The sequence below is a fragment of the Enterovibrio nigricans DSM 22720 genome, assembly GCF_900167155.1.
Taxonomy (GTDB): domain Bacteria; phylum Pseudomonadota; class Gammaproteobacteria; order Enterobacterales; family Vibrionaceae; genus Enterovibrio; species Enterovibrio nigricans.
The window spans coordinates 38,757-58,515 of sequence record NZ_FUXU01000024.1; the positions used below are offsets into that span (position 1 = coordinate 38,757).

General features: G+C 45.3%; 24 protein-coding genes and 1 pseudogene. 7 read left to right on the plus strand and 18 right to left on the minus strand.

Annotated elements, in window-relative coordinates:
* The first annotated feature begins 9 nt into the window (after positions 1-9).
* On the plus strand, positions 10-933 hold the full coding sequence (locus B5D35_RS10720) for a peptidoglycan binding protein CsiV (RefSeq protein WP_078752576.1): 924 nt from the start codon (positions 10-12) through the stop codon (positions 931-933).
* Between the two features lie 69 nt (positions 934-1,002).
* Positions 1,003-1,557 (plus strand): GNAT family N-acetyltransferase, encoded by a 555-nt coding sequence (locus B5D35_RS10725; protein WP_078752577.1) that lies wholly within the window; start codon positions 1,003-1,005, stop codon positions 1,555-1,557.
* A 90-nt stretch (positions 1,558-1,647) separates the two neighbouring features.
* Here B5D35_RS10725 and B5D35_RS10730 read toward each other — a convergent pair whose 3' ends face one another.
* The 8 genes from B5D35_RS10730 to hinT all read right to left on the minus strand — a co-directional run bounded on the left by B5D35_RS10730 (position 1,648) and on the right by hinT (position 8,606).
* Positions 1,648-2,940: an NAD(P)/FAD-dependent oxidoreductase gene (locus tag B5D35_RS10730; protein ID WP_078752578.1), complete on the minus strand. Its 1,293-nt coding sequence runs from the start codon at positions 2,938-2,940 to the stop codon at positions 1,648-1,650.
* 366 nt (positions 2,941-3,306) lie between these two features.
* Positions 3,307-3,849, minus strand: coding sequence for an alpha/beta hydrolase YcfP (gene ycfP / locus B5D35_RS10735; protein ID WP_078752579.1), 543 nt, complete (start codon positions 3,847-3,849; stop codon positions 3,307-3,309).
* Positions 3,850-4,083: 234 nt separating this feature from the next.
* Positions 4,084-4,938 carry a DUF6279 family lipoprotein gene (locus B5D35_RS10740; protein ID WP_078752580.1) on the minus strand — a complete coding sequence of 285 codons (855 nt, stop codon included), beginning with the start codon at positions 4,936-4,938 and terminating at the stop codon, positions 4,084-4,086.
* 15 nt (positions 4,939-4,953) lie between these two features.
* Positions 4,954-5,799 carry a phosphotransferase gene (locus B5D35_RS10745; RefSeq protein WP_078752581.1) on the minus strand — a complete coding sequence of 282 codons (846 nt, stop codon included), beginning with the start codon at positions 5,797-5,799 and terminating at the stop codon, positions 4,954-4,956.
* Positions 5,800-5,802: 3 nt separating this feature from the next.
* Complete coding sequence (gene lpoB / locus B5D35_RS10750) at positions 5,803-6,393, minus strand: penicillin-binding protein activator LpoB (protein WP_078752582.1); 591 nt, start codon at positions 6,391-6,393, stop codon at positions 5,803-5,805.
* Between the two features lie 28 nt (positions 6,394-6,421).
* Entirely contained in the window at positions 6,422-6,811 is a 390-nt protein-coding gene (locus B5D35_RS10755; RefSeq protein ID WP_078752583.1) for a YcfL family putative periplasmic lipoprotein, read from the minus strand.
* Positions 6,811-8,142 carry a COG3014 family protein gene (locus B5D35_RS10760; RefSeq protein WP_244556561.1) on the minus strand — a complete coding sequence of 444 codons (1,332 nt, stop codon included), beginning with the start codon at positions 8,140-8,142 and terminating at the stop codon, positions 6,811-6,813. The genes B5D35_RS10755 and B5D35_RS10760 overlap by 1 nt, the downstream gene beginning before the upstream one ends.
* A gap of 113 nt (positions 8,143-8,255) precedes the next feature.
* Positions 8,256-8,606 (minus strand): purine nucleoside phosphoramidase, encoded by a 351-nt coding sequence (gene hinT, locus B5D35_RS10765; RefSeq protein WP_078752585.1) that lies wholly within the window; start codon positions 8,604-8,606, stop codon positions 8,256-8,258.
* Between the two features lie 453 nt (positions 8,607-9,059).
* Between hinT and B5D35_RS10770 the strand changes: the two genes are divergently transcribed.
* Complete coding sequence (locus B5D35_RS10770; RefSeq protein WP_078752586.1) at positions 9,060-11,063, plus strand: HAMP domain-containing methyl-accepting chemotaxis protein; 2,004 nt, start codon at positions 9,060-9,062, stop codon at positions 11,061-11,063.
* A 75-nt stretch (positions 11,064-11,138) separates the two neighbouring features.
* Here the strand turns inward: B5D35_RS10770 and B5D35_RS10775 are convergent, their stop codons facing one another.
* From B5D35_RS10775 to B5D35_RS10790, 4 genes are all read right to left on the minus strand, one after another.
* Positions 11,139-11,504: a GFA family protein gene (locus B5D35_RS10775; RefSeq protein WP_078752587.1), complete on the minus strand. Its 366-nt coding sequence runs from the start codon at positions 11,502-11,504 to the stop codon at positions 11,139-11,141.
* Between the two features lie 242 nt (positions 11,505-11,746).
* Positions 11,747-12,148, minus strand: coding sequence for a GFA family protein (locus B5D35_RS10780; protein ID WP_078752588.1), 402 nt, complete (start codon positions 12,146-12,148; stop codon positions 11,747-11,749).
* Positions 12,149-12,214: 66 nt separating this feature from the next.
* Complete coding sequence (locus B5D35_RS10785) at positions 12,215-12,739, minus strand: DinB family protein (RefSeq protein ID WP_078752589.1); 525 nt, start codon at positions 12,737-12,739, stop codon at positions 12,215-12,217.
* A gap of 46 nt (positions 12,740-12,785) precedes the next feature.
* Positions 12,786-13,367 carry an NAD(P)H-dependent oxidoreductase gene (locus B5D35_RS10790; protein WP_078752600.1) on the minus strand — a complete coding sequence of 194 codons (582 nt, stop codon included), beginning with the start codon at positions 13,365-13,367 and terminating at the stop codon, positions 12,786-12,788.
* A 323-nt stretch (positions 13,368-13,690) separates the two neighbouring features.
* On the opposite strand from B5D35_RS10790, the pseudogene B5D35_RS10795 reads away from it, so the two are divergent.
* Positions 13,691-14,400: pseudogene (locus tag B5D35_RS10795) on the plus strand (SDR family NAD(P)-dependent oxidoreductase).
* Positions 14,401-14,465: 65 nt separating this feature from the next.
* On the opposite strand, the gene B5D35_RS10800 reads toward B5D35_RS10795, so the two are convergent.
* The 3 genes from B5D35_RS10800 to B5D35_RS10810 all read right to left on the minus strand — a co-directional run bounded on the left by B5D35_RS10800 (position 14,466) and on the right by B5D35_RS10810 (position 15,970).
* Complete coding sequence (locus B5D35_RS10800) at positions 14,466-14,774, minus strand: YkgJ family cysteine cluster protein (protein WP_078752590.1); 309 nt, start codon at positions 14,772-14,774, stop codon at positions 14,466-14,468.
* A gap of 172 nt (positions 14,775-14,946) precedes the next feature.
* Positions 14,947-15,441, minus strand: a complete 495-nt coding sequence (locus B5D35_RS10805; protein WP_078752591.1) for a GNAT family N-acetyltransferase — start codon at positions 15,439-15,441, stop codon at positions 14,947-14,949.
* Between the two features lie 58 nt (positions 15,442-15,499).
* Entirely contained in the window at positions 15,500-15,970 is a 471-nt protein-coding gene (locus B5D35_RS10810; RefSeq protein ID WP_198557148.1) for a GNAT family N-acetyltransferase, read from the minus strand.
* A gap of 293 nt (positions 15,971-16,263) precedes the next feature.
* On the opposite strand from B5D35_RS10810, the gene B5D35_RS10815 reads away from it, so the two are divergent.
* Positions 16,264-16,446, plus strand: coding sequence for a hypothetical protein (locus tag B5D35_RS10815; protein WP_078752593.1), 183 nt, complete (start codon positions 16,264-16,266; stop codon positions 16,444-16,446).
* Positions 16,447-16,548: 102 nt separating this feature from the next.
* On the opposite strand, the gene B5D35_RS10820 is transcribed toward B5D35_RS10815, so the two are convergent.
* Both B5D35_RS10820 and B5D35_RS10825 read right to left on the minus strand, forming a co-directional pair.
* Positions 16,549-16,932: a hypothetical protein gene (locus tag B5D35_RS10820; RefSeq protein WP_078752594.1), complete on the minus strand. Its 384-nt coding sequence runs from the start codon at positions 16,930-16,932 to the stop codon at positions 16,549-16,551.
* Between the two features lie 298 nt (positions 16,933-17,230).
* Positions 17,231-18,196, minus strand: coding sequence for a hypothetical protein (locus tag B5D35_RS10825; RefSeq protein WP_078752595.1), 966 nt, complete (start codon positions 18,194-18,196; stop codon positions 17,231-17,233).
* A gap of 147 nt (positions 18,197-18,343) precedes the next feature.
* Here B5D35_RS10825 and B5D35_RS10830 point away from each other — a divergent pair, with 147 nt between their 5' ends.
* A complete protein-coding gene (locus B5D35_RS10830; RefSeq protein ID WP_078752596.1) occupies positions 18,344-18,814 on the plus strand; it encodes an Lrp/AsnC family transcriptional regulator in 471 nt (156 codons plus the stop codon).
* Between the two features lie 279 nt (positions 18,815-19,093).
* Here B5D35_RS10830 and B5D35_RS10835 read toward each other — a convergent pair whose 3' ends face one another.
* Positions 19,094-19,459, minus strand: a complete 366-nt coding sequence (locus tag B5D35_RS10835) for a GNAT family N-acetyltransferase (RefSeq protein WP_078752597.1) — start codon at positions 19,457-19,459, stop codon at positions 19,094-19,096.
* Between the two features lie 39 nt (positions 19,460-19,498).
* On the opposite strand from B5D35_RS10835, the gene B5D35_RS10840 reads away from it, so the two are divergent.
* A partial coding sequence (locus tag B5D35_RS10840) for a transposase (RefSeq protein ID WP_139367746.1) occupies positions 19,499-19,759 on the plus strand: 261 nt, incomplete at its 3' end.

Sequence of the window (19,759 nt, forward strand, 5' to 3'; positions counted from 1 at the left end):
AGTAATGCTTTGAAAAAGCTGATTTTCCTGTTGCTGTGTACTCTTAGTTTACCAACCAAAGCTGAGCGTTGGTTTGATGTTGAAGTGATTGTATTTAAACGCAATCAAGACCCAACATCGGTACAAGAGAAATGGCCAGAAACTCAACCCAATATCAATGTGTCTAATGCAGTGTCAGTGTTTGACTCAGTGTCTCTACAAAAACAAGGCTTACAATTGCTTCCACAAAGTGATTGGAAACTGAACGCTGAATATCAAAAGCTTGCAAACCATGCGGGTTTCAAGCCATTGGTTCACGTTGCGTGGAGACAAAATGACGGCGGTCGTGGTGTCATGCCAAAACTGCGTTTTACGGCGGGCCAAGACTACGGTAAAGACTATTACCTCGATGGTACCCCGAAGAACGCGCCGTCTGTTGCTACCACGCCAGATTTTGGTAACGCAAATGTGTCAGGTGATGCGGCTGCCGTTTCAACAGATTTCAATGCAGGTTCGAATGCAAATACGGCCACTGCCCCCATTGTGGCACCAGAACCTGTCAAAGAAAGTGGCCCAATGTACGAGCTGGATGGCTTCATTCGTGTCTATGTTCAGCACTATCTGTTTATCGAAACAGATTTAGTACTTCGTGAACCTGGCGAACGTAAAGTGCTGAAAGACGTGAACGCCGTTCCTGTGCCACTCGACAACCAAGCCGACACAGAAACCGATAGTCTCATGAGTGACAACACACAAGTTACTGCCACAGACGAAGGCACGACTGTCACTGGCTTGCAGAAGCTTGAACGCGAATATGAGATTGAAAAGTACTTAGAACCTTACGCTTTCAAACAGAAACGTCGTATGCGCAGTGGCGAAGTCCACTATCTTGATCACCCGCTGATGGGATTGATAATTCAAGTTACCCGCGTCGAAAAAGACGAAAAAGCCTAAACAAATCGCCCTCAACTGAGGGCGATTTTTCTTATTATTGTTTAATACCTAATTTCATTGTCCCCCTTTATGCAGTCAAATATAGAATTTCAAACTGATCGCCTTTTACTTCGCGCGTTAAAACGTGTCGACATTGCCACACTCAGAGACGCAATAAGCCAATCTGCTGACACCATCGCCCCATGGCTCGACTGGTGCCACGAAGGCTTTGATGATATGGATGCCGATGCTTGGATTAGTAGAAGCCACCAAGGCTGGTTGACGGGTAGCAGCTACGAATTAGCGGCGTTTGAATTGGAAAGCGGAGAGTTTGTAGGTTGCGTGTACATTTCCAGCATTGATACTGTCGCCAACATGGCGAATTTAGGCTATTGGACGGCAACGCAGTATCAAGGGCAGGGGTATGCTCTGGAAGCCGCTGAAATGGCAGCTACGCTTGCATTTAGTCACCTATTGTTAACCCGACTTGAGTTAGTGATGGATCCTGAGAATGCATCGAGTATTCGTATTGCAGAAAAGCTCCGTGCTACCTATGAGTGCCGTGCAAGAAACCGATATATGTATGATGGTGAAGCAAAAGAAGGATTAGTTTACAGCCTAATACCGGAAGACATTTTCTCCTAGCCTTCCCCATTATCTGCACATTGCACAATATCAGCCATAAAAAAAGCTGCCATCTGGCAGCTTTCTCTATTCATGTTGTTTCAGCGCATTTTAGTGCAGTTTCAACGAAGGTCGCAACACACGGTTGATTCGGCTTACCAACATCATCAAACCGGTTTTAACGAAACCATGTAGCGCAATTTGGTGCATGCGATACAGAGATATATAAACGATACGTGCCAGACGGCCTTCGACCATCATTGAGCCACGCGTCAAGTTCCCCATCAAACTACCAACCGTTGAAAAACGGCTCAGTGAAACCAAAGAGCCATGGTCTTTGTAGACATACTCTTTCAGCTCACGGTCTGTCAGTTTCGCAACGATATTAGAAAAACAGCGGCTTGCCATTTGATGCGCAGACTGCGCACGTGGTGGAACCATCGTACCGTCAGCTTGCTCACATGCTGCGCAATCACCAATAACGAAAATGTCTTCATCGCGCGTGGTTTGCAACGTTGGTTTTACTACCAATTGGTTGATGCGATTTGTTTCCAGCCCGGCGATATCTTTCAAAAAGTCAGGTGCTTTAATACCTGCAGCCCAAACCATGATTTGCGCAGAAATCTTATCGCCATCTTTCGTGTTCAGACCATCTTCTTCTGCTTTTACCACCATAGTGCCAGTGCGTACGTTAACACCCAGCTTGATTAGCTCTTGCTGCGCGGCACCAGAAATACGTGGAGGCAATGCAGGGAGAATACGCGCACCCGCTTCCACCAAGGTCACGTTAAGCTTAGAGCTATCCAAATCCTTGAAGCCGTAGTTATGCAGCTCTTTGATGGCATTGTGTAGTTCAGCCGACAATTCTACGCCTGTTGCACCACCACCAACAATTGCGATATCAACAGTACCATTCCCTGAATTCGCGTGAAGCTTCAAAAACTCGTTGTTCATTTCATTACGGAAACGACGCGCTTGTTCTGGACTATCAAGGAAAATACAGTTATCTCGCACACCCGCGGTGTTGAAATCGTTAGAGGTTGAACCTATCGCCATCACTAGAATGTCATAGCTCAGCTCACGCTCTGGCATCAACAATTCACCATCTGCTTTATCATGCAGAGCTGCAAGTTTAATGGTCTTATTCTCGCGGTTGATGTCCGCCAAACTGCCCAATTGGAAATCGAAAAAATGATTTCTAGCATGCGCACGATAGCTGATCGCATCAACACCTTCATCCAGTGAACCTGTTGCCACTTCATGCAACAAAGGCTTCCAAAGATGACTTGTTTTGCGATCCACCAAAGTGACCTTGGCGCGTCCCTTGCGTCCAAGCGTGCGACCTAACTTAGTTGCTAGTTCCAAGCCACCGGCACCGCCACCTACTACGATAATATTGGTCACGACTACTTCCTCACCATGAATTTAAAACGAAAAACTGTGTAGTACCCCGCCTTGTGATCGCGGCATACAAAAAATGTGTTGTAGGTAGTGAGGTAAAATTCACTCATTTTGAGTGACAAGCTGCGATTTTTTGTTTGTCTATTACACGCAACGTATCTGTATCGTTTTCTAAATAACGCTTTTTCAGACCGTTTCATTATACAGCCAGTTTGATCTCAATCAATTTTTTAATCTAATCATCAACATCGATTGCAGTAAAAACGCGCGTGTTGTTATTAGTTTGAGTGGATTAAATATGGAATGAAACCAGCATGGGCACACAATGTTGCATTGCGTACCCACTGTTAATGAATGGTCTGGACGTGATTAATTTACGTCTTTAAAGGCTTTCATTGCCTGAAGGTGGCTAGAAATACTGGTAAATTTGTGTGGTTGCTGATCGTCCCAAATGACGTCGTAATGTTCACTCAGTAACCGCGCTGAACGCTCATTATCGAGTACATCGTCATTTTGGGAAAGGACAACAAGGCATCGCCCTGCATTTTTCTGACGAAAGTCAGCAACACATTTGGTCGAGATATCCGCATACTCCTCAGGACGGTCAATGCGTCCTTCCATATTGTCCTCTGGGAATAGATTGGGGTTGAAGATCACTTGCTTGATCCCCGACAGAAAACCGATACGCTCAGACCAAAATCCTCCCAGTCCAACACCACAAATCAAGGGATATTTGTCGTCGGATAGCGCCATATGCTTATTCACTTCCTTCAGTAAATGTTGCATATCATGTTTGGGGTGTAATGTGCTGTAGTTGATAAAACGAATGTCTGGGTCAATGAACTGCAATTGCATGACCTTTTCATGGTTTCCAGGGCTTGTAGAGTCAAAGCCATGAAGATAGATAATCACAAAAATTCCCTCTTAAACCGTGCTGGCGTATTTGACCGCCAGTCTCTCTTACCCCAATTACACTGTGCCGAGGCAGCTTGCTGCTTCCGTGTTACCCGCAAACACAGCATGATTGGTCATTCTCATTATCAAGTTGATAACACATATAAATACAAATTCACATACTTTCGTTATGGTTAAATGGGGAAAAATGGTGTCCTTCAATAAAATCCACTTGAATTGGTGAAAGTTTAATCAATCCAGCAATGCATTGATGTCCCGAGAAATAGACGTCAGCTTTTCCCGCATTGCATTCCGCTGTTTCTCAGACAAGTGCTTGTCTATGCGTTGAAGCAGTTCGTATCTCCTTGCCTGATGCAACGCTATCTCTTTCTCATATGCCTCACTTTGAAAAGATACGATCTTCGCAAAGTACGCATTGATTCGATTGTGGAGATCAGGGGCATCGCGCTCTGTAAGTATCTTCGTCAAATCTGCCATCAGTTCATCACGAATAGCATAGAAAACAGGACGCATCTCGATTTGATAACTCGCCATTTCAAGAAACTGTCGCGATTGCGCGGTGTTTACCGATTCAACCCAAAACATCGCATGCTTTATAAGCTTCTCCTGACGCTTTTTCTGTTGTAATTGCAAATTACCTTCATTCGCTTTCTTAATGGCTTTATCAATGTTCTGAGACAATACAGCGAGCCATTGATCAGCTTGATCGTTATCCAGTGATCGAACCAAATTGGTCAGCGCGGGTGTCAACCCTTCCAGAGAAGCCAAAATCCGTGTATTGACATCGCTGTGATACGCCCCCACTTTCGAATAACTCAGCGGTTGAGCCATGTCTCTTTCAAGCTGGGTAATCAACGCATGAATCTTTGGGAGTTCATGCTGACGATGCCACGCATGGAATGCTTCTAAATCGCTGTCCCACTGCTTTTGTTGTGCTGAAGTCAAATCAACATAATCAGACAGGTAATAATCAACCCAAAAAGGCAAGGTGTTATAGGCAAGTTGGTTGGTGCATGCAGAGAGGAGAAACATCAGCACGATAAAAGGCAAAGTTTTCCATGTTCTTAGCCTAAGTATCCGCATCATTTCTCCTCCTGAAAACTAAGGATGATTTTGTATATAGTCTTCCACCTTTCGTTGGAAGAAGTGTTTTCTTTCCTTGTATATATCTAAGCCATACAGCTCGTAGCCCAATGCATACCAAAGGACTCCCAGATAGTCAGCGACAGGTAGCCAACGCTGGCAATGCATCAACCACCTTTCTTTATCTGCAATGCCTTTAATTTGACAGTATCTGTCCACTAAGGTTTCAAGTTCAAAGCCATTCGCCAACGATGTCATGACGATGTCCATCGCCGGATCGCCCAGCGCTGCATATTCCCAATCGATTAATGACACGCTACCTTCGGGCGTCCGAATCACATTGTAATAGCCGAGATCATAATGGCAGGTCGTCAGCGGTAAACCACTCACGAATACATGATTTTGAAAATACGTATGTATCTGAGATATCGACCTATCAACGGAAGACGGCGTCAGTTGCGAATAGTAATATGCACCTTTTACAAACGGATCAAAATGAAGCGACATGGGTGGCAAAGCATGCACATCGGCAAGCAAACGTGCTGTGAGGTCAAACTCCGCCGATTGCAGCATTTCCCCGTCAACCCAAGGGTTTAGAAGCCCTTCATCAAGAAGGTAAGCGGGCGCAGAGGCTATACCTACCTTGCTGGCAAACGTCAGCGCTTCATATTCTGTGGCACGGTTTAAACCAAAAGCGTCTGTCGAATGGCCATTTGGCCGCCACACATATGATTTTCCTGAATCATCAGTGACTTTCATACAGAGATTACTTAAACCGCCGACGAGCGCTTCCACGTTGTCCACAATTAAATAAGGCTGCAACAGAGAAACCAGAGCAGCCTTTTCATTTTCAATGTTTGGCACGAATTACCATCCGAGCAGAGACTTCGATTGCTTCTTGCGGATTTCAGTTTCGTCAGCCCATTCAATAAGGCCCGTTTCCAAATCCATCAGACGCATGGTCATTTTGTAGTAAACGTCTTCGTCGCTACCATCGCGTTTCACGATGCTCGCTAGGTTGCCGTATAGCATGTACTGTGCGCCTACCATTTTACCAAACTGGATAGCGGTGCCCGGATTAACCAATGCGTCATTGTTCTGGAAATCCAGTTGTTCACGAACCTGTTCAACACGGGTCATATCAACGAAGCGGAACTTACCCGATTTCAACATACGCGTGCTGATGCTGTCAGTGATCGATTCGGTATCAATATGCTCAGCGGTTTTATTCTTGATAGATTCCACGAAAACAATAGGTCGATTATCTCGTGTAATCGCAGTCACCGCACCTGAAGACAACATGCTGTCGGTCATTTCTACCGCAATAGTTTGAAGATCGGTCGAACCAAACTCGATGGTTGTCGTTTCTACTTCCTGCGCATCCCCGTAACTGACTTTTTGCGAACAACCGCCAAGTACCAGAGCTACACCCACGAGCGCAATAACGCTTTTATTCATTCTGAATTCCTGTTTTATCTTTCACGTTTCACTGAACATTCCGCAATGACACGCGGAAGTTTGTCGCATTTGAATTCAACGCGACGCCCTGCAATGTTACCGAGTCGCCACCATAAACAATAAATGGCTTCCAAGGGGAGTTCCCGTTATCCACCTCCAAACCTTGGGCGTCATACCAGTTAAATCGGTACTGAAGATTTTGTACGTCACTGCTCTTGTTTGTCACTTTGACTTGAGCAAGCAATCGGTCATTCACAATACTGGTTTGCGCATTGCCAAACTCTAGCGCTTTTCCAAGCATGCTGTTTCCGAGCACAACATTTTGGTTTCTACTGTCAATGCTAATGCCAGTAGAAGAATTCGTTGCACAACCTGCTACAAAAAGCACTGCTGACAACAATACAACTGCATATCGCATCAGACTCCTCCTAAAGTTCCTTGCCAGTCCACCACTTCCCCACTTGCCATCGACAGCCAAAGAAGTGTTGTCCTTTCAGGGGTTAAATTCACTGTTATCGTTTTACCGTCTATCGAAAGTTCATGCTTACCAGGCCGTATATACACACTATACAAGCTGGCTCGCGCAGGTAAGGTTTGCCAGCTTCGTGTATCTGGCTGCTCACTCACGGCATTGTAAACACTGGTGAGTAAACTCCCTAAACCCGACTCATCGTTTTTAGAAATGGACTTATGTAATTCATTTTTCGCCAAAACCCTTAAAATTTGGCGCACTACCATACCAGGCATCGCCTCATTCAGCGCGTGTCTAGCCATGGCATTCACGTCGGCCAGTGCGTCTAAGCGAACTCTTTTGCCATCAAGGCTGAAAGATTCTGGCTGTGTCCCACGGCTCTGCGCATAGTATGGCAATGCCAGAGTATGAGATTCGACATTTCCGTTGCTGTCTGTTACCCAAAAAGGGAGACGCCAACCGAGTCTCGCGTCAACAAATCCGTCTTCGACTAGTACCACCAGCTTCGCACTGCCTTTGGCGGGTGCCGCATAATCCCCATATTTCCTTTCTAGCAGCTTGAGTTCACTCTTGCGCCCCTGCTTCGCCGCAACTCGCATGGCTGCGTCTGCAACATAGTGATTGTTTGGCACGACAGCAAGTGCTCGATTGTAATCAATAAAGGCACTATTTTCATTGCCTTCTGCCTCGTAGAGCAGTGCCGACAAATAAAACAGGTACGCATTTTGAACTGCGCCAAGTAAATCACTGGATTGAGGGTATCGAGACAATATTGCACCAACGTTATCTGAAATACCGTGTTCACTTGCACTTTCTTCGGCTAACGTCAGTTCTTTTTCACGTAGTTTTTTCGCGTCTTCCTGAATTTGCTTGGCACGTCTGACTTCAACCAGTGCGCCTTGCAAATCGCCTTTCTCCAAATAACTTCTTACTCGATATAAATGCAAAAATCCGAGCTCATAAGAAGGCGCTACGTAAGTCAGTGCATTGTCGTTTGTTGCGAGCGCACCCACCTGATTAAAGCCTTCTGATACCTGAATAACAGCTTGGCTAGCCTGCTCTTTCGCGGCCAAATCAGCCAAGTTCAAGGCGTCGTGCATTTGAGCTTGATCTCCGGCCATCAGTGCCAGCCTAGATCGTTCCATTTCGTCAAGAACGTTTCCACCAGCCCCTAAAGGCAGCGCGTCGATCGCCTCAGAAAATGCACCTTGTTGCGCCAGAGAACGTGATTCAGACATTCCTGCCGAATAGTGGCTGAACAAGCCCTGAACTGACATATTGGCACAGCCCACTAGCCCGACCATAAGAACACTGGTCAGGATGAGTTTTTTGACAGGCGAAAAAGAAGCCCTGCTATATGAAGCGAGGGCTTTATTTAATTTTGATTTCATTAGTTGAGAAGCAATGGTCCGAGTGGACGTCCACCAACCAAATGCATATGAATATGGTACACCTCCTGACCACCGTGAACGTTACAGTTCATGATCAAGCGATAACCGTCTTCGGCAATACCTTCTTCTGCAGCAAGTTTACGCGCAACGGTGAACATGCGACCCATTGCGGCCTCATCTTCAACCTCTATGTCGTTAACTGTCGGGATAAGTTTATTTGGAATGATCAAAAGATGGCTTGGGGCACGAGGGTTAATATCGCGAAAAGCCGTGACAAGATCATCTTGGTAAACCACGTCAGCCGGAATTTCCTTGCGAATGATTTTACTGAATATGGTTTCTTCAGCCACGAGCAGCTCCAAATTAATGATTTCAAGGAGCTGTAAGTATGCTTTACCCCGATAAATTGAGCAATAATGAACACTGTTTTTAGATAAAATTCGCTATTTGCGGTTACGCACTCAGCATTGTTTATTAATTAAACAATGCGAAAAAGTAAACACAACGGAAGTATCACCAACTAGACGTTTATTAATCAAAGTCTCAGCATTTTTGCGTCCTACTTCAAATACTAGGAAGCACAGCCATTTTTTACCGTAAAGATTCTGAAATACTTGCAGATGATAAGAAAAGCAAAGTGTTGCATTACACAGAGCGTGTAACGCCGCGACGCTTTTTTTAACATCAAGCAAGTTTGACAGTCTAGATTTGCTCTCGATTGTAAAACCAAGCAACCGACCGTTTGTTGTAGTACGGAAGCGAAAGTGGGGAGCACCAGCCATAAACTGGTGGGAGGAATAAAAATGGCAAAGAAACGACAAAGTTCTGTAATCCGCAGAATGTATGCTGGTTTTGCAGTGCTGGCCGTCAGCCTTGTGGCGACCAATACGCTTAACATAAACAGTTCTCAAAATATTCATGACCAATTAGAGGTTGTGACCTCCGAAGCCCTGCCCTTAGTATCAATGTCTAACGATGCAAGTGTTAGCCTGCTTGCTGCGGACAAAATCTTTAAAGATTATCTGACCACGAACAATGTTTCTCAAAGCACAGAAGTATTGGAAAGCTTTGAGGCCGCGCGTGCAAGATTCGATCGCGCTTTGGCAAAACTGGATGAAGCATCTTCGGATCAACCAGAACTCGAAAACCAACTGACGCAGCTTCGTGAGATTCAGTCACGCTACTTCGCTGAAGCCGCTACCGCTATCGATAATTATCAGCGTCAACAAGCTGCACAAGATGAAGGCGTCAAATCCGCACGCCAATTCCAGCGGATGAACACACAGCTCGCCCTTGGCATGCAGGACTTCATCGCAAACAATGGCAACAACACCATCAAGATCATTTCTAAAACCTATTTTAAAAAGCTTAACGAGACAGAGACACATACGTCAGATGCACTTGCGAGCATGAGCTTAGACGATGTCAACAAAGCGATTACGGAAAACAAACGTAGTATTCGTCAATTGAACTACTCTTTCCGCTCTTTGACATCTCAACTGCCAGAGCTCACCGAGAAATTCCAGAAAGACTTAGACCTGTTCACCAAAGACGTGAGCCGTGAAGGTGGTGTGCTTGATCAGCACTATGCCTATCTGGTCGCGACAAACGAACTGTACGACAACATCGGTGTTCTTGCTGACGAAGTGGATAACGCGATGTCGATACTGACCTCGTACCGCACGCAGGCCGAAGTCGTCATGGCGGAGTCTATTGAGAACGCAAACCATGTATTCAAAACCGGTGTGCAGCAAACCATCGTTATTGGTATTTTGATTCTGGCCATCACTGTATTTATTGGTTGGAACATCGCACGTAGCGTGCGTAAACCACTTAGCAATACGCTTGCTGTGCTTGAGGCGATTACTGAAGGCGACATGACGAAGCGCATTGACGTAAAAGAGCATAACGAATTCGGACAACTTGCTGACCACATCAATACGCTCGCCGCCAATCTGCAAGATATTCTTCGTCAGCTAAGAGATGCCGCCGAAGATCAGGCCCAAATTGCAGCTCAGAACCAATCAACAACACAAACAGCAAAATCTCAGCTTAACGAACAGCGTCAACAAACGACAGCCGTTGCCGCAGCAATGACAGAGATGGAGCACTCAGTCCAAGATGTCGCAAACAGCGCACAGCAAACCATGGATAAAGTCATGGAAGTGGGCGATGCTGCGGCCAAAGGTCGCGAAATCATGACGCGCAGTATCAGCACAACGCATCAACTGTCTACGCGCCTTGATGAATCTGTTGCGGTTGTTTCGTCGCTTCAAGAGATGACATCGAGCATTGAAACAATACTCGACGTTATCAGCAATATTGCTGACCAAACAAACTTGCTGGCCCTGAATGCCGCGATAGAAGCAGCTCGTGCAGGCGAACAAGGTCGTGGATTTGCAGTCGTCGCCGACGAAGTTCGCGTACTGGCTAAGCGTACCTCTGACTCCACGTCAGAAATTGAAGACATGATCAGCAAGCTACAAACGCAATCTCGTGAAGCAGTGACCGTTATGCAAGAGTGCGTTGACGAAATGAGTAACAGCGTCACACAAGCGTCTGATGCGAACTCTGCCATGGAAGAGATTGAAGCCATCATCATGATGATCAGCGACATGAGCAGCCAGATTGCACAGGCGGCAGCGGAACAGAGAACCACATCAGCGGATATTGCACGAAACGTTGAACACATCAGCTTTATCGCTGACAGCAGTTACAATGCGATGCAGGATGTGGCGAGCGCTAGTGACCGATTAGACGAGCAAGCAGTAACACAGAACAACTTGGTACACCGATTTACCGTTTAATCAGCAAAATCCAATAGCGAAGAGGGCATCAATCGATGCCCTTTTTTCGGATGAAGAACACAGCGTCACAGCTATTTAGGCATCCTGCATCTCACTCGTTAATGCAACATGGCTCAGTTTATAAGGGTCAATGCCTTCAAGACAGGCCACGTTAACCCCATAGAAATAAGGATCAGAGCTGCGTTGGTGATGCGTATAGATCCCACAACGTTTGCAAAAATAGTGTTTACCGGCCAGCGAGTTAAATTGGTACAGCGTGAGAAATTCCTCCCCCCGAGTGACCATCAGGTTTTCAACCGCTACAGAGGTCATGACAGTGCCACGCTTTTTGCACATTGAGCAAGAACAACGATTAGCATCGACGAGCCCATTTGGCATTTTCAATTCAAGTTCAACTGAACCGCAATGACATGTTGCTTTATGTCTCTGTTTGATTTCCATATCGTTCTCCTTCACATGGGGTCAATCACGATCAGCTTTTCTCTCTAAGCAAAAGTTGATGCGATGAGGATCGTTGCTCAAGAACGGAGGTTACGCGTTACGGCAGTGTGAATCACATCATCAACGACGGAACCGCATACTCTAACCATAGTAAATACACGCAAATTCAAACAAGGTTTGGTATATCTCAACGCTTTGATATCAGTCGGGTTCACTGAGAGATGAATAGAATGAACGAGATGTTATAATGCTGCACCATCAATTTTCACGATGGGAAGGGTTTCAATGTCAATGCCTTCAAGGCATCGGACGTTGATTGCCCAACCAAGAAAAGGCAACCTCCCCTCCTCGCGTTCTTTTGGCGTTGGCTGGCTAGGTTTGCGAAACCCGAGAACACCACAATGCGGACAGAAGTAATCTTCAGCCGTTTTAGAGCCCCACTGGTACAGCACTAAAGATGAGATAGGAGTCAGCAAGGTAAATTGTTCTGGGGAGACCCGAAAGTTCAGCGTCCCGCGTTTCGAACATACCGAGCAATTACAGACCCTAACGTGGTCAATTTCAGCATTCACGCTAAATTTTACAAAGCCACAATGGCAGCTACCCAAATAATGCTTTTCACCAACGTCGATATCGCTGCCCATCGCCTTACCTTCTAATTATGAATCTGTTGTTAAGAAACACACTTTGCACGTTGATAATATCGGCAATTATTGACGCAATAACGCAATGAGATCCGTCACATATTCGCTGTCACCACTTTGGCTCAACAATGTCGTAAATTGGCCACGATGGTGTGTCTGGTGGTTGAAAAAATGAAGCAACACAGACGACAACGGATCTGAAATCACCAAACCCGCTAAATTTTTATACTGAACCGTGTTTTCATACTCATTAACATCAATGCCATCCACCCATCTCATAATGAGGGCATCTAACCGTGTGCGGGCGTGTGATAACTCCTCTACACAGTGATAGATGTGGACTTTGTTCGATGAGACCATCGGAAAACTTGCTAGCTCGCTGGATAAATCAACGCTTCCTTTTACCGTCGTTAAGCGGTTAAGCCAAAGCAGGTCACCCGTAAAAATATGACTTAATGTATGAAATGCACTGCCAAAGAAAGCACCCTTATCCGTATAGAGGTTGTCTTTCGTCATGCTTTTCGCTTTTTCATACAGGGCGTCATTCATCCATTGGTTGTACCTTGCCAGCAACACAAATTGAGATTTCATCCTATCCTCCTCTATTCAATCTTCAGGCTATTAAAAGATACCTTAATCAGATCCTTCTTTTGATTTTCCCCAAAAATGCATCCACCCGCGCTTTCGATACGTTTTCACTTCGGTATAACGTAAACATGGAAAACCGACACTGCTTGGCACATGCGCCCAACAAAGCAATACGAAGTATGCGCTTGACTGGCTGCCATAACACAAACGTATCCACCCACCATGGAGAACCCATTGTTGTAATGACTTTCACCTCTTTTAACTTTTCCAGCCGAGGCTTTATCGCGCCAAGGTCACTCGCATGGTCGTAAGCATGTCCAGGTGCCCAAACGCGGTCAAACCAACCTTTTAAGATCGCCGGAAAACCGAACCACCAGGTGGGAAACACCAGCACCAGTAACTCGGCTTCTTTCAACTGCTGGATCTCTGTCTCTACGTTTTTCTTATCAAACTCCGGCGCATAGTAGGTTTGCCTTTCACTCTGCGTTAATACCGGGTCAAACTGGTGCCGGTATAGATCCAGTACCTCGACCTCATGCCCCTTTGCTATTAAGTGATCAACAGTTTCAGTGCACAAATAATGACACAGGCTATTTTCGAGCGGGTGTGATAACACAAGGAGACATTTCACTGGCAGGTACCTCACGGTAAAAAACGGTTTCGCTTTCGAATGTACTTCCATATGGCAGCGACGAGTAAAAGTATCCCTACAAGACAGACGCATAGGGAGAGACAAAAAGAGGTTTTATAGGTTGCACTGCATTTTTGCGAGAGAAATCTATCGTTGGCAGCCTCACCGGCTATCAATAAGAAAAGTCACATTCAATAGGGTTGCTGGGTTTATCTCCTACGCTCATCAAGCGACAGAACGCCTCAATGCAAAAACAGTTTAGGTATTAGACAACATTTAGTAGTGTTAAACGTTTACACTCGCGCGTCTTTCAGGAATATTTTATGTCTAAAGTTGCATTGATCACTGGTGCTAGCCGCGGAATAGGCAACGCTATTTCTCATTACTTTGCGCAACAAGGCTACTCCCTCATTCTTCTATCCCTCAATAGGGAAAACCTCAAAAAGCGGAAACGGAACTGCGTTCAAAATATGCATCATGCGACATAAAATCGGTCTCGGTAGATTTCAATAATCCATCCGACGTTGAAGCAACCATCACTTCGCTCATCAGTACCAATGACAAAATAGATATCATGGTGAATAGCGCGGGGGTACTGGCATTTGGTCATACCAATATTTCTTTAAGCAAGCTTTTTGAACTCATAAACGTAAATGTACTGTCTACGATTATTGCCTGTAACTTAATTGCCGAAAAAATGAAGCAGCAAGGATTTGGGGAAATATACACTATTGGCTCAACCGCTGGCTTAGAGCCCGTTCCTAAGATAGCCGCTTACTCTGCGACTAAAGCTGCAATTGTTAGCTATAGCCAATCTCTTTATTCTGAACTCCTACCCTTTGGTATTAAAGTTTGTTGTTTGTGCCCGAGCGTGGTGGATACAGATATGACTAATGACGGCCGAATTCAAAACGACCTAAAGATTGAAACTCAAGACTTAACGAAAGCGCTTAACTTCATACGCAGCCTATCTCCAAGTGCGGCAGTAAGCACGCTCTCGATACGTTGTAAAACGATAGACTTAGAATCGTAACCCTCCGGAAAGGGTTACCGCAGACACGGGATCATGGCTTTAACACCAATAACCTTTTGATTCTTTTATTCGGGGTATGTCCAATTTATGAGTTCGACGCGTTTATCTAAGCACTCATAAGAGCCCATTTCGAACTCACGGCATATCCAAGGTCTGTTTTCGTAGATCGTACACATGTAGGTGTCTCTATCTAAGGCTGCACACCAACCATCGCTTAATCGTTCCATTGTCTCACCGCCGTACTGGTCACGTAAGATAAATTCTTCTGGAACGCCAGTGTCAGAAATAATCATAACTTCAAGACGGCAACAACACGCTTTGCAGTTTGAGCAGGACACATTTGAGGAGGAAACAGTGTTAATGGGTATATTCATGAGTAGCTACATCTTGGTCAATCACGCATGATACCTCAAATCTACAGTGACTATCCTCAATTTCTAGCGGATACGCGCCTTAAGTGCCATGACGTGACGATGTTTCAGTTGTACTATTTATCCGAAAGGTCGGCTCCGGCAGAGATTGGGGAGGTATTCCCATAGCATGCCGTTAATCCCCAACTTCCTTGTCGCCATCCCCTAGGTTCAACTTCATTTCTAGCACGTTCGGTGTAAAACCCAACTTCTCGTAGGCACGTATTGCAGCCGTATTTTCCGCATAGACGCGCAAGTAGAAGTCGGTTACCGACCGTGCTTGGCTCCAAGCAAATAGGTGTTCGATCACCAATCGATTGATCCCCTGCCCTCGATAGCGAGGGTCTACATACATGAAGTCTAGGTAGCAATCAACGTCATGATTTAGAGCGGGATTCGACGATCTTATCTGCCCAAACCCCGCGCCAATAATCGCACCGTCTTTTTCGATAACGAGAAGACAAACATCGTCGTTCGAAATTAAACTGTCGAAATCGTAGTATTTAATGTTTTCAGGCTTCATGGTTGCATTGCACGCCCTTTCCGCTTCAATGAGAAATTGCTCCAACGCCAAAAGCGTGGGTACATCCTCGCGTGTTGCTTCTCTTATCAAATACTCACGATTACTCATGCCGCTCTTACTCCATTATCTACCGTTCATCACGTAGCAATAACAAAAACAATAACGTTTAAACGGTCACGTTACGGGCAATCATCAATACTTCATCAGCAGAGTAAAGGTTGGTGATTGTCGCTTCGATCTCCGCGCCCAGTGTGCTTTTATATAGGTCCTGAGCGAAATTATCAGCGCGAGTGGTAACCATGACATGCTTTATCACAGCCTGTCTTTTTGCCAGTTGCTGCTTCACTAAAGGAAGCGAATCAACAACCAGTTTGCGACCAATACCCTGGCCATGAAAATCGGGTAAAACTGCGAGTTGTTCAAGCTCCAGTACGGCTTCAGGGCGAAAACCACTTTTCTGATTCCAGATAATATAGCCGACCACGTTCCCATCAAGTTCAGCCACATAAATTAAATAGCGAGGAAACGCATTCGCGTTACATTGAATCCACTCTTGCGAGTGTCCTTGCCGGACAAAAGCGGCTTTATGAACAAGTGCAGTCGCAGGAATATCATCTTCACGGATCAAACGAATCATTGATTCAAACTCTGGAATAAAACACGGCTGAATCATAACGAGAAACGTTAGTTCGTACCCACAAAAAAACGTGGCTGACTTAGCAAATTGATGACCTTCTGCCGTTTGTAGTCTGCTTAAGCCGATGACTCTTCGTCCATTTTTACCTTTCTGAAATGAAAAACCGCACAGATACTCTCTGAGTAAAAACGTTCTATTTCAATTTATCAAACTTACATTTCATTTTTAGATGATGCGTCAAACCATCAAACCCATTACGGTGAGTAGCACGTAAACCGCCACGGAGAGATGAAATGAAAGTACTCGTTCAATACACGCAATCGGGTAAATATCGAGATCAGGCATGGAGTGGATTTTCGATGCGAGCCAAAGGTGAAATTCAGGCAGTCACGCCTTCCTATGCCGCGCAATTAATCGAACAAAACAAAGCCAGCCTTGTAAAGAACGACGACGAGCAGATCATCATTCATAAGTAAACTGCAAAATGAGCTCTATCTGGAGCTCATTCTTTGCGCACTTTAGCGCCAAAAAACTAATCGGCTATTGCCTGAATAAAAACGCATCGATGTTGGTGGCATTTATATCTTGGGTAACTCTTCAAATCCAAGGTTCGTTATTTCGCTAGGTGACAGCATGGACGTTGATTCAGGGAAAAATACACGCCTAGCCCCAGCCCCCAAAGCAGCCTCACGAAAGGCCCGAACTTCCACATTGGTGTATCCGCCTTCCGAAGTTTCAAGCAATTGAACTACCGCTATTGGAGCAAGCGAAAAAAGTGTTTTAGGCAAAAGCTCCGTTGATATCTCTTTTAGGCACTTTTCAATCTCAAAAAAATCCCCCATGAGCGTTCGAGGATGAGCTAATGCTGCGCAGATCTTAGTGACGACTTTGCCACTTTCCACATGAGTCGCTTGGACTTTACCCTTATTAATCCGATAGTAAATATGGTTACTTTTAAGCATCGTTCCTCCTTGAACTTATTGCGAGTGTAAATACTACGAAGCAAATCGATTTAGATCCCCAAAGCGATAATAGCCACCACCTAATATGAGCCATTTGAATTCACAATGTAAAAACTTATAGCTAGCCCCACAAGCACTTGAACACACAGGATACAAGGACAGTTACGTTTGCTAAAGCATGGTAGAGAGGGCTATCTGATTTGCCGTAAAGTGCGTCCCATTTATTCAGAAAAGCGTAGGCAATATGATGCTGATCGGTGCGGAGTCAAGCAAAGAGCTATCCCCTCTGGAATCCAGCTTATGCCGTCACGACAGAGCGATAGAACCATCGCTCGTACCACTTACCATCCACCCGTCGCATCAACCGAGATATCACACCAACCATCGCCAACGCGAAAACCAATCTTCCCCAGAAAATAGCGGTGAAATCCGCACCTATCACCAGCATCAAAAGCGTATCTTCAATCAGACTATGAAGCAGCCCAAGCAAGGTAATGGCGGTGAATATATCTCTAGGAGGGATATGTCCCTTTTTCGCCTCGTTGATAAGCAGACCACCGCCGTACGAGAGACCCAACGTAATGCCGATTAACGTTAGGTTCGTCGCTTCTTGACTAATACCCAGTAAACGGAGAAAGGGGTTAAGTGCTTTTGCGAGGAGCCTTTCAATGCCTAAGACTTTAAGAATATTCAGCACCAGAATTAGAGTAACGATCATAACGAAAACCAAAATGAGATTCTGAATCTGACTGATACCCCAAGCGGCCAGCGTCGCATCCCCTACCGCCGCTGGTTGCCAAATGATGTGTGCCTGCTCTTGAAGCGAGCCTGTCGCGCTGTAGGTTAAATGAAGAATCCAGCCCAAGAGTAAAGCCCCACCCACGCGCGTAAGAATGCTCCACCAGACTGAAACGCCGGACTTTTTCGCCAGCCCAACTTCAATAGGCATGGAGTGAGCAAGTAGGATCATGCAACTGAGAATAGAAGCTTGAGCCACTGACATGGTCACATCAGTATTAATCAGGACGACAAGAGCAGAGTAGATGTTCACAAAGATAGCAGTAGCCCACACCAGCCCCATTTCACTGGGAAGGCCAATCGCATTCATCAACGGCGCAATGAAGTGGGAAAACCAGACGACACCACCAAGTTCGTCGAAAACCTTCACCACGATGATGGTTGGGATCATGACTTTGTACAGCGTGATAGCCACATTGACACTATCAGACAACGTTCGCCGGAAAAACTGAACAACCTTTTGCATACCCTACCTCCTTGTTCGCCTGAGAAACTTCATGATAAACCGCTTTGGGTTAACAGAATTTCTAATTGCTAGGATTAATAGGTTTCCAATTTCTTTTAACTGGCGCTATAAGAAATTTGGCAGTCGAAAATTTGAAGGTGGGGAAATATGGAAATAGATCGCATCGATAGGCGTATTTTGATGGTGCTTCAAACAGATAATCGCATCGCGAATGTGGCACTCGCAGAACAGGTGGGCCTGTCTCCACCTGCGTGTTTAAAGCGGGTAAAACGATTACGTGATGAAGGAATCATTGCCAAGGACGTGTCCATCCTTAATCCAGAGCTGGCAGGCGTAAGATTGACTATGATCGTTTCGGTGGAGATGGAACGCGACCGCCGTGAGATTTATCAGGTCTTTCGTTCCTCCATCCTGAAAGCACCCGAAGTCACGCAATGCTACCAAACTTCAGGCAGCTATGACTTCGTACTGATCGTCGGTGTACCAGATATAAAAGCCTATGAAGCGTTTGTAGAGCGGGTACTTCATACTGACTTAAACATACGTAAGTTCCACACATCAGTGGCGATGCGTCAGGTGAAGTTTGAGACGGCGATTGGGCTAGAGAACAACCGATAATACGCGGGAAATGATGCTAGTAATGCAAGATAAGCCCCTGTCTTATCTTCTCGTCCTAGCGTATCTTTATACCGTACGTAAAACGTGGTAGACCCATTGTTCTAGTTAATGTGGAATACGACCCGATTCATGGAAAGCCCCTAAGCGTTCGACGTTTAACGTAAAGTGAATACTAGGCTGCCTTTCCTCTACGATTTGCAGGCTGACATACCGACCTTCTTTGGACTGAAAAGCGTGTTCACGAAACCCCAGAGTCACTCTCAACAGTTGGTGTGAGTATTATAAAAACGGTGTTACATGATTCCTTTGAGGGATTTTTACTCCGGGCTCGATTGGAAAATACATGTGCGACTCTTCAACAACGCTTCCATCCCCAACCAAATTGTTAACTTTACCTAAGTACAAAAAACCAAGCTTTTGATACAACGCAAACGCCCTATTATTATTCAAAACCGTTGTAAGCTCGATCGCTCGGCAGTTATTACTTCTGGCATTTTCAATCAGAATCTCAATAAGTTTCCCACCCAATCCTTGTCCTTGATACTTTTGTGAAATTCCAATACCCAGCACTGGAAACTCAGATGAATACCACCAAAGGAAGAAATAGGAGACAACCACCTGGTAAGACCCCGCTTCTCTAGACACTCAATAGCTATATAATTGAACAAACTATGAGGTGTTGCTATGAGCGGAAAACGCTATCCAGAAGAATTCAAAATTCAAGCCGTCCAGCAAGTCACAAAACAAGGTCATACACTCAGCTCTGTAGCTGAGCGGTTGGGTGTCAGTTACAAATCTTTGTGTGATTGGGTTAAAAAGTACGATAAGCCCGAGAAGCAGCGTAAACAAGAAGACGATCAAAGTGCAGAGATACGCCAGCTGAGGGCTGATTTAAAGCGGGTTACGATGGAAAGGGACATTTTAAAGGAAGCCGCGGTGTACTTT